This window comes from Rathayibacter sp. VKM Ac-2804, from assembly GCF_009866655.1.
In the GTDB taxonomy this organism is placed as follows: domain Bacteria; phylum Actinomycetota; class Actinomycetes; order Actinomycetales; family Microbacteriaceae; genus Rathayibacter.
In genome coordinates this window covers 3467496-3480091 of the sequence record NZ_CP047420.1, presented here as the reverse complement: position 1 = coordinate 3480091, position 12596 = coordinate 3467496, and the positions used below count along the sequence as shown (strand labels likewise).

The following is a 12596-nucleotide window of genomic DNA, read 5'->3' as shown; positions in this document are numbered from 1 at the left end:
GGCGGTGCGTGCTAGCGGCGGGCGGGAGTCGTCAGGCGGAGGCGACGCGGTCGCGCAGCTTGTCGCAGAGGGCGGTCAGCTGGTCGAGCTCGTCGTCGTCGAGGGCGGAGCCGACGTGGTCCGAGATCGTCTGCATGTGCGTCATCGCCACGCGGCGGAAGAGGGCGTAGCCCTCGTCGGTGATCTGGATGACCGTGCCGCGGGCGTCGGTCGGGTCCTCGCTCTTGGTCACGCAGCCGCGGGCGACCAGACGGTCGATCAGACGGCTGACGCTCGGCTGCGTCAGGAGGACGTGCTTGTTGAGGTCGCGCAGCCTGGCCCGGCGGCCGGGCTGCAGTGTGAGGTTGAAGAGGACGTCGTACTCGTTGAGCGAGATCTCCTTCGAGGGGAAGTCGGTGCTCAGCGCCCGCATCACGTGCACCTGCGCTCGGAACAGCGACTCCCACGCGGCGACCGCACGTCTCGAGCTCACGCATCCTCCTTGTGTTCCGTTCAGGATACGGCGTCTCGACGCCCGTCCGGCGCGTGCGGCGCGGAGCGGGGCGGAGGGCGGCGCGCGGAGGCGGCGCTCAGTCCGGGAACGACAGAAGGCCGGCCGCTGAGGCGAGCGGCCGGCCTTCATTCCCTTGCACCAAGAGTGTCCTGCAATCACTTCTCGCGCTTCCCGCCACAGCAAACGGTCGACGCACTTGAACTATATAACGGATCGATAACGCCGCAAGGACCGATTTCCTGACGTTTCCCTGTGACCCTCTGTCGCCCCTGCAGGCGGGGCCTCGATACGCCGCGTCCCGCGCCTCCTCGACCGATATGCAGGTGGAGCCCGCCCCCTGCATGTCGATCGAGTAGCCCGCTCCGCGGGCGTATCGAGATCCACCGTCCGTCTGTGCGTGGGTCTCGATACGCCGCTCCGCGGCTACTCGACCAGCATGTCGTGCCGCCACCGATTCCTCGCCCGACTCGGGGCGGACGACCAGCCGCTGCCCGCAAGGCGTCAGGTGGAAAACGCGTGTCAGCGTTTTCCACGAGCCGTACGCAGGACGCTCTGTGGAACGCGACCATCCGCGGAGCCGACCGCGGCGGAGCGAGCGCTCGCGCTCGCGCAGCACTTCAGAACAGATCGGGGCTAGGGGTCGACGCGTAGCGGATGGCGACGTCCGCGTGGCGGTCGAAGCGGTAGCCGACGCCGCGGACGGTGCGGACGATGTCCTCGTAGCGGCCGAGCTTGGCGCGGAGGCGGCGGACGTGGACGTCGATGGTGCGCTCGTTGGGGGCGTCGTCGTCGGCGGCTCCCCAGAGCGAGGAGATCAGCTCGGCGCGCTCGATGGTGCGGCCCTCGCGGAGGACGAGGTACTGCAGCAGCTCGAACTCCTTGTAGGTGAGGGCGGTGGTCTCGTCGTCGAGGATGACGCGCTTGCGCGAGATGTCGATGACGACGCCCCCGGGGGCGCGGTCGAGGTCGGGCTCGGTGTCGGCGCGGCGGCGGGCGACGGCCGCCGGGTCCTGGAGGGCGAGGCGGACGACGTCGACGTCGCGGCCGCCGGCGCCCTGCGGGGCGAGGGCGACGGAGGCGTAGGTCTCGGCGTCGGGAGCGAACTCGGCGGTGACGCGCTTGAGCTCCTCGACCAGGCGGCCGAGGTCGATGCCGGCGGCGCGGGCCTTGGCCTCGTCGATGCCGACGTAGAGGGCGAAGCCGCGGGCCTCGGTGCCCTGGGGCACGGCGCGGAGGCGGGGGGCGGAGGCCGCGGGCTCGGGTGCGGCCTGCAGGCGGGGGGCGTCGGCGGGAGCGGTGACGGGACGGGCGTGGAGGAGGGACATGACGAATCCTTGGGCTGGTCGGATCCGGGACGAGTGTCCGGGGAGCGGATCCGGGTGTGCGCGCGAGTGCCGGTGCACGAGGTGCGGTCCGGCAGGGGCGGATGCGGGGCATCCAGGGGTTCGCCGCGCCTGCGACGCCCGGCCGATCAGAGGATCGACTCGATCAGTGCGATCGGGGGCGGAGGCTGTGCGGAGAACCGGCGAGGGTGGTTCCTCAGGCGCACATTCGACAGCGCAGGACGAGGCCGCCGGCCATCATCATGCCGGCATCCCCGATGGCCTCAAGGGAGGTCAGGGCGTGCGCGTTGTCAGTCATGGTCGAAAGTAAAGCGGATGGCGGCGGACCTCGTCAACAGGTCCGCCCGTACTGGCGGGTTCCGGGCGCCGCGCGGGGCGCCCGGAACGACTCAGCCGGCGAGCCCGTACAGGCGGTCGCCCGCGTCGCCGAGCCCCGGGACGATGTACCCGAGCTCGTTGAGCTTCTCGTCGAGCGAGCCGAGGACGATGGTCACGTCCTTGCCGCCGAAGGCCTTCTCCACGGCCGCGAGGCCCTCGGGAGCGGCGAGCAGGCAGACGGCGGTCACGTCGACGGCGCCGCGGTCGAAGAGGAACTGGATGGCCGCGATCAGCGACCCGCCGGTGGCGAGCATCGGGTCGAGCACGAAGCACTGGCGGTTGGAGAGGTCGTCCGGGAGCCGCTCGGCGTAGGTGGTCGGCTCCAGGGTCTCCTCGTTGCGCGCCATGCCGAGGAAGCCCACCTCGGCGGTGGGGATCAGCTTCACCATGCCCTCGAGCATTCCGAGGCCCGCGCGCAGGATCGGCACGACCAGCGGCTGCGGATCGCTCAGCGCGAGGCCGGTGGTCGTGGTGACCGGCGTCTCGATGGTGACGGTGCGGGTGCGGACGCCCCGGGTCGCCTCGTAGGCGAGCAGGGTCATCAGCTCCTCGGCGAGCTGCCGGAAGGTGGGGGAGGGGGTGCGCTTGTCGCGCAGCACGGTGAGCTTGTGCGTGATCAGCGGGTGGTCGGCTACATGGACGCGCATAAGCTCAATCTACTTGCCGGTCGGAGCCGGCCGGAGCCGGACGAGGGGGCGCGATGCGCGAGAGCGACCTCCCCCTCCCCGCCGAGGCGGACGCCTGGATGCGGCTCGCGCTCGACGAGGCGCGCCGGGCCGCCGAGTGGGGCGACGTCCCGGTCGGAGCGGTGGTCGTCGATCCCGACGGCGCGGTGATCGGGCGCGGGCGCAACGAGCGCGAGCTGCACCGGGATCCGACGGCGCACGCCGAGGTGGTCGCGCTGCGCGAGGCCGCGGCCGCACGCGGCGACTGGCAGCTCGCGGGCTGCACCCTCGTGGTGACGCTCGAGCCGTGCGCGATGTGCGCCGGCGCGATCCTCGCCTCCCGGCTCGACCGCGTCGTCTTCGGGGCGTGGGACGAGAAGGCGGGGGCGGCCGGCTCGGTGCACGACCTGCTCCGCGACCGCCGGCTGCACCACGTCGTCGAGGTGTACCCGGGACTGCGCGCCGACGAGGGCGCGCGGCTGCTGCTCGACTTCTTCGCGGCCAGGCGCTGAGCACCCGGCGGCCCGGGGATCCCCGGGCCCGCCCCTTCTCAGCCCTGCGCGCCGACCCACTCGCCGAGCGCGGCCTCGGTCGCCGCTCGCATCCGCTCGAAGCGGCCCTCGCGCACGTCGTCGTCGAGCTGCTCGAGCCCGTAGCCCGCTCCCGCCGCGTAGTCGGCGTCGCCCTCGAGCCAGCGCGCGGCCAGGTCGCCGGTGAGCTCGGGGTGGAACTGCACGCCGAGAAGCCACTCGTCGATCGCGAAGGCCTCGACGGCGTAGGCGGGGGAGGAGGCGAGCAGCGTCGTGCCCGCTGGAAGGTCGAAGGTGTCGCTGTGCCACTGCATCACCGGGACGTCGGCGAGGTGGCGCAGCGGCGAGTGCAGCCCCGCCTCGGTCGCGACGATGCCGCGGAAGCCGACCTCGCGGGTCGGGCCGGGGCGGACCTGCTCCCCCAGCGCGGCGGCGATCAGCTGCGCGCCGAAGCAGACGCCGAGGGTCGGGCGGCGGTGGTGCAGCCGGTCCTGCAGCAGGGCGATCTCGGGCGAGATGAAGGGGTGCCGCGCCGTCTCGTAGACGCCGGCGCTCGAGCCGAGCGTGACGACCAGGTCGGGCGCGAGGATGTCGACGGAGTCGAGGTCGGTGCCCGCGACCGCGTCGACGGCGAAGCCCCGGTCGCGCAGCATCGGCTCGAGGGCGCCGAGCCCGGCGCCGCGCTCGTTGACGATCGCGAGGACCCGGCGCATCAGCCGGCGCTCCCGGCGGAGGCGGTGGGTTCCTCCGTCGTCGGCGCCGCTCCGCGGTCGACGTCGGGTTCGAGGTAGATGACGCGGGCGGCCGGGACCGCGTCGCGGATGCGCTTCTCCGTCGCGTCGATCCCCGCGGCCAGCTCGGCCATCGTCTCGGCGGCGGGGAAGGCGAGCTTGGCGGCGACGAGGATCTCGTCCGGGCCGAGGTAGAGGGTCTTCATGTGGATGATCCGCTCGACGTCCGCGCCCGCCTCGATCGCCGTGCGGATGGCCGCGGCGTCGGCCGGGGTCGCGCCCTCGCCCACCAGGAGGCTCTTCGTCTCGACCCCGAGGACGATCGCGACGACGACCAGCAGCGTGCCGATCATGATCGTGCCGATCGCGTCGAAGACGGTGTTCCCGGTGATCACCGAGAGGCCGACGCCGAGAAGCGCGAAGACGAGACCGGTGAGCGCGGCGACGTCCTCCAGCAGGACGACGGGCAGCTCCGGCGCCTTCGCCCGGCGGATGAACTGCAGCCACGACTGCTGTCCGCGGACCTTGTTCGACTCCTTCACTCCGGTGCGCAGCGAGTAGCCCTCGAGGCAGATCGAGACGACCAGGACGAGGATCGGCAGCCAGGCGTTCTCCAGCTCGTGCGGCTCGGCGATCTTCTCGACGCCCTCGTAGATCGAGAAGACACCGCCGACGGAGAAGAGGATGATCGCGACGACGAAGGCGTAGACGTAGCGCTCGCGGCCGTAGCCGAACGGGTGCTCCTCGTCGGCGGCTCTGCGCGACTTGCGGCCGCCGAGGAGCAGCAGCAGCTGATTGCCGGAGTCGGCGAGCGAGTGCACGCCCTCGGCCAGCATCGAGGCCGAGCCGGAGAAGAACCAGGCGACGAGCTTGGTCAGGGCGATGCCGAGGTTCGCGGCCAGCGCCGCGATGATGGCGGAACCGCCTCCGGATGCGCTCACGGGGTCTCCTCGGGGTGACTCGTCGGGGTGCTGGTGCTCGGGGGTGGTCGGCCCATCCTAGGAGGCGGGGGCCGGGCGGCAGGATCCCCTTCGGACGAGTCGGGCGCGCGCTCGCCGCCCGCGCGTTCGTACGATGGGCGGATGACCGACGCACCCGTGCAGCTCCCGTCCATCGCCGTCCTCGGGCTCGGCTCGATGGGAGGCGCGATCCTCAGCGGACTGCTCGCTCCGGGTGTGGAGGTGCAGGGCGGCGTCCGCGTGACCAACCGCGATGCGGAGAAGGCGGCGCGGTGGAGCGGCCACCCGGTGGTGACCGCGTTCGCGACCGCCGAGGACCCGGAGGCGAACCGGCGCGCGGTCGACGGCGCCGCCGTCGTGCTCGTGGCCGTGAAGCCGCACATGGTGCCCGCGCTGCTCGACGAGATCGCCGACGCTCTCGCCCCGGGGACGATCGTGGTGAGCGTCGCAGCGGGCGTGACCGTCGCGACGTTCGAGGCGCACCTGCCCGTCTCGGTCGCCGTGCTCCGCTCGATGCCGAACACCCCGGCCGTCGTGGGCCGGGCGGTCACCGGCCTGAGCGCCGGCACCCGCTCGAGCGAGGGCGACCTGGCGCTGGTGCGCCGGCTGTTCGAGACCGTCGGCGAGGTCGTCGAGGTGCCGGAATCGCAGCTCGACGCGCTGTCGACGATCTCGGGATCCGGGCCGGCCTACGTCTTCCTCCTGGTCGAGGAGCTGACCGCCGCGGCGCTCGCCAAGGGCTTCACGCCCGAGCAGGCGGCGACGATGGTCACCGGCACCTTCCGGGGCGCCGCCGAGCTGCTGGTGCACTCCGGCGAGGACCCGGCCGAGCTGCGCCGCCGGGTCACGAGCCCGAACGGGACGACCGAGCGCGCGATCGCCGTCCTCCAGGAGGCGGACCTCGCCGCCCTCTTCACCCGCGCCACCGACGCGGCCCTGGCCCGAGCCCGCGAGCTCGCCGCCTCCTGACGCCCGCCGTTCCTCCCGCGAGATGCCACTCGGGTACGCGACACGCCGTGCGAGGCGTACCGAAGTGGCATCTCGCAGAGGGGGTCAGGAGCCCAGGGCCGCGAAGCGCTCGATGTCGGTGGGGGTGCCGCTGACGACGATGAGGTCGTGGTTGGAGACGACGGTCTGCTCGGTCGCGTAGGTGAACGGCTTGCCCGGGCTCTTCACGCCGACGACGGTGACGCGGTGCTTGCGGCGCACGCCCGACTCGGTGAGGGTCAGGCCGCGGATCGGCTTCGGCGGGTACATCTTGGCGAGCACGAAGTCGTCGTCGAACTCGATGAAGTCGAGCATGCGGCCCGAGACCAGGTGCGCGACGCGCTCGCCCGCCTCGGCCTCGGGGTAGATCACGTGGTTCGCGCCGATCCGCTCCAGGATCTTGCCGTGCGAGCGCGAGATCGCCTTGGCCCAGATCTGCGGGATCTTGAGGTCGACGAGGTTCGCGGTGATCAGCACGGACGCCTCGATCGAGGAGCCGACGGCGACGACGGCGACCTGGAAGTCCTGCGCGCCGATCTGGGCGAGGGCGTCGAGCGAGCGGGCGTCGGCCTGGACCGCGTGGGTGACCCGCTCCGACCACTTCTGCACGAGTCCGGCGTCGGCGTCGATCGCGAGCACCTCGCGGTCGAGGCGGTCGAGCTGGCCGGCCGTGGCGGCACCGAAGCGACCGAGGCCGATCACCAGCACCGGGGCGTCGTACCTGATGCGGTCAACCAACGATGGGCCTCTCTTCCGGTCGTCTGAACAACTGCCTGCGCTGGCTCGCGGCGAGCGCGGCAGCGAGAGTCACGGTACCAACGCGGCCCATGAACATCGTCAGCGCCATCACGTAGACACCCGACGTCGGCAGCTCGGCGGTGAGCCCGGTCGACAGGCCGGAGGTGGCGAACGCCGAGATCACGTCGAAGAGGACGTGGTCCAGCGACGCCTTGGTGATGTGCAGGATCAGGACCGAGGAGACGGCGACGGTGGTGGCGCCCCAGAGCACGACCGAGACCGCGAGGCGCAGCACGTCGTTGGGGATCCGGCGGCCGAACGCCTCCATGTCGTTGTTGCCGCGCGCCTCGGCGAACGCGGCGAGGAAGAGGATCGCGAGCGTGGTCACCTTGATCCCGCCGGCCGTCGAGGCCGAGCCGCCGCCGATGAACATCAGCATGTCGGTGACGAGCAGGCTGGAGCCGTTGAGGTCGGGGATCGAGATCGTCGAGAACCCGCCCGAGCGCGTCATCGTCGACAGGAAGAAGGACTGGAAGACGGTGTCGCCCGCGTCGAGGGTGCCGAAGGTCGTCGGATTGTCGAACTCGAGCACGATGTAGAGCACGGCTCCCGCGACGAGCAGGATCAGCGACGTGACCAGCGTGAGCTTGACGTGCACCGACCACTTGCGCGGTCGCCGCCAGCCGCGCGAGAACGCGTAGATCACGGGGAAGCCGATCGAGCCGAGGAAGACGCCGATCATCAGGATCCCGAGGAACCAGTAGTCGTCCTCGAACGGCGTGAGGCCCGCGGCGTTCGGGGCGAAGCCGGTGTTCGTGAACGCCATCGCCGAGTAGTAGAAGGAGTGCCAGATCGCCTCGCCGACCGGGATGCCGTCGATCAGCATCCGCGGGAAGAGGAGCAGGGCGACCACGATCTCGATCACGGCAGCGCTGATCGCGACCGTGGCGAGCAGGCCGCCGATCTCGCCGAGCCGCACGGCCTGGCCCTCGGCGACGGGTCCGGAGTGGATGCGGAGCGGGTTCGAGTCGCTCGCGGCCATCAGCTTGGCGCGCAGCCCCAGCCGGCGCGAGATGGCCAGGCCCATGATCGACGCCAGCGTCAGCACGCCGAGCGCGCCGATGTTCACGCCGATGAAGACGATCGAGTGCCCGAACGCCGACCAGTGCGTGGCCATGTCCACCGTGGCGAGACCGGTGACGCAGATGACCGACATCGCGGTGAAGAAGGCGTCGTGCAGCGGGGTGACGGCGCCGGTCGTGCTCGACACCGGCAGCGAGAAGAGCAGGGTGAAGACGAGGATCAGCGCCGAGAAGATCATGATCGCGAAGCGCGACGGCGAGCGGCCGGCGAAGTCGTCGACGAGGTCGCGCGCCCGGGCGAAGCTCGACCACGGCGAGGCCGGCGAGACGCCCACGGGGCTGCGGAACTGCTGCCGAACCACCACGGCGGGCCCTCCACTCGATCGCGGCCATGCTACCCGCTCGGCGGTCGGCGCCCGGGTCGCCGGTACGCCATGCGCTGCGGGGCATACGCACGGGCGACACCCTGCCCCGCGCGCAGGGCGCTGACTACCCTGGGCACATGGCTGACATCTTCGCGGTGATCGCGGACGGCACCCGCCGCGACATCCTCTCCCTCCTGCTGGAGCAGCGGGTCGAGGGCGCGGGCGGCATGAGCGTCTCGCGCATCGTCGCGAAGCTCGAGCTCAGCCAGCCGACGGTGTCCAAGCACCTGAAGGTGCTGCGCGAGGCGGGGCTCGTCACCGTCCGCGAGAGCGGGCAGCACCGCATCTACGCGCTGCAGTACGCGCCGCTCGTCGCCGTCGAGGACTGGCTGCTGCCCTTCGGCGCCGCGGACGAGGCCGACGACGGCGCCGCCGTGCTCGACGCGGCGGCGGCCGCTCGAGCCGAGTCGCTCGGCCGGGCGCTCGCCGAGCGGACGCACCAGGTCAGCGCGGTCGTGCAGGACATCCAGCGCGGCGTGAGCGAGGGGGCGACGAAGGTCGCGGAGGCGCTGCGCATCCGCAAGTGAGGAGGTCGCGCGGCTCGTCCGAGCGGGACCTCGGGCGCGGATCCTCGGCGGGGGCCGCGTCGTGTAAGCTCGCGGGAGCCAGTTTTTCGTAAGCGGCCGTCCGTCGGGCGGTCGACCCCCTGAACGTTGTGAGGTCTTCGTGGGTTCTGTCATCAAGAAGCGTCGCAAGCGTATGGCGAAGAAGAAGCACCGCAAGCTGCTTCGCAAGACTCGTCACCAGCGTCGCAACAAGAAGTAGGCTCGCGCCTCTTCCCCTTCGAGCGTCCGCCCCTCTGGGGTCGGGCGCTCGTCTGCGTTCCGGGGGCGTCGACCCCCCGCGTCGTCCGTGACCGCCCCGGCTAAACTGGGCGGATGGACGTCGCGCTGACTCTCGTGGGCAAGCCGGGCTGCCACCTCTGCGACGACGCTCGCACCGTGGTCCAGCAGGTCCTGGCCGAGCTCGCCGACGTCCCCGGCGCTCCGGACGTCTCGCTCGCCGAGGCCTCGATCCTCGACGACGCGGAGCTGCACGAGCGGTTCGTCGAGGAGATCCCGGTCGTGCTCCTCGACGGGCGCGTGCACACCTATTGGCGCGTCGATCCGGATCGACTGCGCCGGGCGCTGCTCGAGCGCGCCTGATCCCCGCGCGAACCCGCGGATCCGCCGTGATCGGAATGTTGTAGAAGGCCCCTCGGATGGGGGACTGGAGTTCCCTCGAGCGCTCGCGGATCGCGCATAGTCTCTTCACGGGGAGGCTCGCTCCCCACGTTCGGGGTGCGTTCGGCGTCTCGCGGGGAGGAACATCCATGTCTCGACAGCGTCTGCTGCAGCAGCGTCGCCGCTCCACGGCCTCCGCGCTCACGCTCGCCCTGCTCCTCGCCGGGCTCGCGCTGCCCGCGTCGGCTCAGGCCGAGAACCTGCCCGACGACCCGTCGACGAGCGTCGCGGCGCCGGTGCCGACGGAAGCTCCGTCTCCCGTCGAGACGCCGCCGACCGAAGAAGTACCGGCTCCGTCGCCTGAGCCGACATCCGGTGGCGGAGAGCCGGAGTTGACGCCGGTCCCGGCCCCGGCGCCCGAGGACACTCCTCCGCCTGTCGGAGGGATTCCGCCCGAAGACCCGCCGAGTGCGCCCAACCCGGAGATTCCCGGAACTGGGGCAGGCAACCCTGGTACCGGCGGCAACGAGAGCCCCGGAACGGGCGGTGGCAACCCGTCGCCCGGCACGGGTGGCGGCTCCACGGGTGGCGGCTCCACCGGTGGCGGGTCCACCGGTGGTGGATCGACCGGCGGCGGGTCCACGGGTGGTGGATCGACCGGCGGCGGCTCCACGGGTGGTGGATCGACCGGCGGCGGCTCCACGGGCGGGGGCTCGACCGGCGGCAGCAGCACGGGCGGCGGCTCGACCGGCGGCGGCAGCACCGGCGGGTCCAACTCCGGCTCGACCGGCGGCGGCAGCGGCACCGCCGGCGGCACCACGACGACCGAGGCCGGCGCGACGCCGCCCCGCGCCTCCGCGCCCGGACGGACCCTGCTCTCGACCTCCGCGGCCGACCCCGCCGCGGCTCCCGTCCCCGGGACCGAGACCGCCGGCGGCCCCGCCGTCTCGGTGTTCCTGACCCGTGACGCCGGCGTCGACCCCGGCGCGCTCACCGTCGATCTGGCCCGCTTCTACGGAGTCGGCGTCGCCTACGCCGGATTCCAGCGCGAGGAGAACGCCACCGCGACGCTCAAGGCGCCGGCCGGCACCGAGACCCCGCTGACCGTCGAGAACCGCCAGGACGGCGAGACGACCAGCACCGGATCGGCCACCGTGCCGACCGCCGCGCTCCTCTCCATCGGCACCTACACGGTGACGATCTCGGGTGACCGCGGCTCGTCGGCGACCACGACGTTCGCTCTGATCGCCTCCTCCGCTCCCGGCATCCTCGTCGAGCCGCGCGAGGCCTCCAGCTCCGAGGCGGCCACGCCGCGCGGAGCGGTCTGGGGCTTCGGCCCGGTCGAGAGCGTCACGGTGGGCGCCTTCACGACCGCCGGCGTCCAGGCGGACCTCGCGGCCGGTGACCTCTCGGTCCGCGTCGACGCACTCGGCTGGTCCGACCTCGACCTCGGCGACGCGATCGTCGCGGAACCCACGGCCGAGGTCTACTGCCTCGTCGCGGTCGGCTCGGTCAGCAAGCGCACCGCCGCGGTCACCGTCGCCTACCCGGGGGAGGGCTCGACCGCGACGGCCCCCGACGCCGCGCAGGTCTGCGGCATCGCCATCACCTCCGCGAAGGCGGGCGCCGTGCCGCCGGCGGCCGCCAGCACCGGCGGGCTCTCGGCCGGGGTCGGCCTCACCATCGGAGCGGGCGTGCTCGTCGCGCTGCTGATCGCCGGACTCGTCACCGCCGTCGTCCTGCGCCGCCGCCGCGAGAACGACGACCTGCTCATCGGCGGGCCGCTGCCGCACCCGACCGAGCAGTGAGGCGCTCCTCCGCCGCGACGCCCCCGCTCCGGCGGGACCGCGGCCGCCGGCAGCCGGTGACGGGCACGGGACCCCGGTGCGCGACGACAGTCTGATCGCGGCCCTGTATCGCGGCCGTCCCCGGACGATCGCGGCGGCCGCCGAGCTCGTCCACCTGGACCCGGCCGACGTGCGCACCGCCGTCGACCGGTTCCGCGGCCTCGGCCTCCTCGCCGGGGAGGGCGACGAGATCGGCTACGTCCCGCCCGCCGACTGGGCGGCGGACACCGTGCTCCAGCACACCGTGGCGGCCCGCCGCGCCACCCTCGACGCGCTGGACGGCATCGAGCGCCTGATCGGAGACCTGCCGTCGCTACTCGGAGCGTGGTCGGTCGGCGCCGCGGCGGACGATCTCGTCCCCACGCTGCTGCGCCACGGGCCGCACGCGTCGGAGGATCTCTGGTTCGACCTCGTCCGCAGCGACTCCGGGACGCTGATCGCGGTGCTCCCGGACGTCGAGCGCTTCCTCGATCCGCCGACCGAGCGGGCTCAGCGCTTCGGCCAGGCGCTCGCCGCGAAGGACCGGGTGCGCGTCATCATCCCCGCGGAGGGAGTGCGCGATCCTCGCGTGCTCGCGCGGATCGAGGCGTATCAGAAGGCGGGCGTGGAGTACCGCCTGCTCGAGACGATGCCGAGCTGGTTCTGGGTCGACGGCGAGTACCTGGCGGTGCCGTTCGAGTGGGGCGAGACCCGGCCGACGAGCGTGCTGGGTGTGCGGCACGAGGCGCTGGCCGGGCTGGTCAGCGCGTACTTCGAGGAGCTGTGGCGGCGGGCGCTGCCGGTCGGCACGGCCGAGCAGAGCTGGACGCCGCTGCTCCGCCTGATGCGGACGGGCATGACCCTCGAGGCGGCGTCGCACCGGCTGGGGATCAACCCGCGCACGGGCCGGCGCCGGATCTCGGCGGCGATGGAGCACTACGGAGCGCCCACGCTGTTCGCGCTGGGAGCAGCCTGGTCGGCGGAGGGGGGCCGAGCGGCCCCGGACGGACCGGCCGAGGTCTAGCGGCGCAGGTCTCGTCCGCGCTTCGCGGCCCAGGTGCCGGGAAGGGTCCCGACCACTCGGGGAGGGTTCGGGTCGCCCCGAGTGGTCGTTCTGCGCCGACCAGGCAGGACCCAGTGTCCGGAGTGGCACCCACCCACCGCAAGCGCCGCTAGCGGACATGTCCGGAAGAGGGCGTCGGCGGATGCGCGCCCCCGTGCTGGTCGAGCAGCCCCCGCGGGGGCGTGCCGAGACCCGCCGTCCTCAGCAGGGCGG

Annotated in this window: 14 protein-coding genes; 7 read left to right on the top strand and 7 right to left on the bottom strand. The window is 72.6% G+C overall.

The annotated features are described in order from the left end of the window. Positions 1-31: 31 nt before the first annotated feature. From GTU73_RS19405 to upp, 3 genes are all read right to left on the bottom strand, one after another. Positions 32-412, bottom strand: coding sequence for a MarR family winged helix-turn-helix transcriptional regulator (locus tag GTU73_RS19405; RefSeq protein WP_244231871.1), 381 nt, complete (start codon positions 410-412; stop codon positions 32-34). 698 nt (positions 413-1110) lie between these two features. Continuing rightward, a complete protein-coding gene (locus tag GTU73_RS16245; RefSeq protein WP_160090699.1) occupies positions 1111-1818 on the bottom strand; it encodes a winged helix-turn-helix domain-containing protein in 708 nt (235 codons plus the stop codon). A 407-nt stretch (positions 1819-2225) separates the two neighbouring features. Continuing rightward, complete coding sequence (upp, locus tag GTU73_RS16240; RefSeq protein ID WP_160090698.1) at positions 2226-2861, bottom strand: uracil phosphoribosyltransferase; 636 nt, start codon at positions 2859-2861, stop codon at positions 2226-2228. A 53-nt stretch (positions 2862-2914) separates the two neighbouring features. Between upp and tadA the strand changes: the two genes are divergently transcribed. Next, positions 2915-3391: a tRNA adenosine(34) deaminase TadA gene (tadA, locus tag GTU73_RS16235; RefSeq protein ID WP_244231671.1), complete on the top strand. Its 477-nt coding sequence runs from the start codon at positions 2915-2917 to the stop codon at positions 3389-3391. 38 nt (positions 3392-3429) lie between these two features. Here the strand turns inward: tadA and GTU73_RS16230 are convergent, their stop codons facing one another. Together GTU73_RS16230 and GTU73_RS16225 are read right to left on the bottom strand one after the other, a co-directional pair. Further along, complete coding sequence (locus GTU73_RS16230; protein ID WP_160090697.1) at positions 3430-4122, bottom strand: gamma-glutamyl-gamma-aminobutyrate hydrolase family protein; 693 nt, start codon at positions 4120-4122, stop codon at positions 3430-3432. Then, positions 4122-5081, bottom strand: coding sequence for a cation diffusion facilitator family transporter (locus GTU73_RS16225; protein WP_160090696.1), 960 nt, complete (start codon positions 5079-5081; stop codon positions 4122-4124). The genes GTU73_RS16230 and GTU73_RS16225 overlap by 1 nt, the downstream gene beginning before the upstream one ends. 141 nt (positions 5082-5222) lie before the next feature. On the opposite strand from GTU73_RS16225, the gene proC reads away from it, so the two are divergent. Further along, a complete protein-coding gene (proC, locus tag GTU73_RS16220) occupies positions 5223-6068 on the top strand; it encodes a pyrroline-5-carboxylate reductase (protein WP_160090695.1) in 846 nt (281 codons plus the stop codon). Between the two features lie 84 nt (positions 6069-6152). Here the strand turns inward: proC and GTU73_RS16215 are convergent, their stop codons facing one another. Both GTU73_RS16215 and GTU73_RS16210 read right to left on the bottom strand, forming a co-directional pair. Beyond that, positions 6153-6824, bottom strand: a complete 672-nt coding sequence (locus GTU73_RS16215) for a TrkA family potassium uptake protein (RefSeq protein WP_123446620.1) — start codon at positions 6822-6824, stop codon at positions 6153-6155. Then, a complete protein-coding gene (locus tag GTU73_RS16210; RefSeq protein ID WP_244231870.1) occupies positions 6817-8148 on the bottom strand; it encodes a potassium transporter TrkG in 1332 nt (443 codons plus the stop codon). Before GTU73_RS16210 ends, GTU73_RS16215 begins: the two co-directional genes overlap by 8 nt. Positions 8149-8408: 260 nt before the next feature. On the opposite strand from GTU73_RS16210, the gene GTU73_RS16205 reads away from it, so the two are divergent. From GTU73_RS16205 to GTU73_RS16185, 5 genes are all read left to right on the top strand, one after another. Continuing rightward, positions 8409-8858, top strand: a complete 450-nt coding sequence (locus GTU73_RS16205) for a metalloregulator ArsR/SmtB family transcription factor (protein ID WP_160090694.1) — start codon at positions 8409-8411, stop codon at positions 8856-8858. Positions 8859-8997: 139 nt separating this feature from the next. After that, on the top strand, positions 8998-9096 hold the full coding sequence (locus GTU73_RS16200) for an AURKAIP1/COX24 domain-containing protein (protein WP_003792170.1): 99 nt from the start codon (positions 8998-9000) through the stop codon (positions 9094-9096). A gap of 113 nt (positions 9097-9209) precedes the next feature. Next, entirely contained in the window at positions 9210-9476 is a 267-nt protein-coding gene (locus tag GTU73_RS16195) for a glutaredoxin family protein (protein ID WP_160090693.1), read from the top strand. 167 nt (positions 9477-9643) lie between these two features. After that, positions 9644-11302 carry a hypothetical protein gene (locus GTU73_RS19130; RefSeq protein ID WP_208543683.1) on the top strand — a complete coding sequence of 553 codons (1659 nt, stop codon included), beginning with the start codon at positions 9644-9646 and terminating at the stop codon, positions 11300-11302. Positions 11303-11378: 76 nt separating this feature from the next. Beyond that, the gene (locus tag GTU73_RS16185) at positions 11379-12344 is read left to right on the top strand and encodes a hypothetical protein (RefSeq protein WP_160090692.1); all 966 of its coding nucleotides are present in this window, start codon (positions 11379-11381) and stop codon (positions 12342-12344) included. The last annotated feature ends 252 nt before the right edge of the window (positions 12345-12596 follow it).

What these genes read in the sequence shown, in the direction of transcription:
- GTU73_RS19405 (WP_244231871.1), bottom strand. Translation starts at nt 412, where the DNA reads ATGCGGGCGCTGAGCACCGACTTCCCCTCGAAGGAGATCTCGCTCAAC.
- GTU73_RS16245 (WP_160090699.1), bottom strand. Translation starts at nt 1,818, where the DNA reads ATGTCCCTCCTCCACGCCCGTCCCGTCACCGCTCCCGCCGACGCCCCC.
- upp (WP_160090698.1), bottom strand. Translation starts at nt 2,861, where the DNA reads ATGCGCGTCCATGTAGCCGACCACCCGCTGATCACGCACAAGCTCACC.
- tadA (WP_244231671.1), top strand. Translation starts at nt 2,915, where the DNA reads ATGCGCGAGAGCGACCTCCCCCTCCCCGCCGAGGCGGACGCCTGGATG.
- GTU73_RS16230 (WP_160090697.1), bottom strand. Translation starts at nt 4,122, where the DNA reads ATGCGCCGGGTCCTCGCGATCGTCAACGAGCGCGGCGCCGGGCTCGGC.
- proC (WP_160090695.1), top strand. Translation starts at nt 5,223, where the DNA reads ATGACCGACGCACCCGTGCAGCTCCCGTCCATCGCCGTCCTCGGGCTC.
- GTU73_RS16205 (WP_160090694.1), top strand. Translation starts at nt 8,409, where the DNA reads ATGGCTGACATCTTCGCGGTGATCGCGGACGGCACCCGCCGCGACATC.
- GTU73_RS16195 (WP_160090693.1), top strand. Translation starts at nt 9,210, where the DNA reads ATGGACGTCGCGCTGACTCTCGTGGGCAAGCCGGGCTGCCACCTCTGC.
- GTU73_RS19130 (WP_208543683.1), top strand. Translation starts at nt 9,644, where the DNA reads ATGTCTCGACAGCGTCTGCTGCAGCAGCGTCGCCGCTCCACGGCCTCC.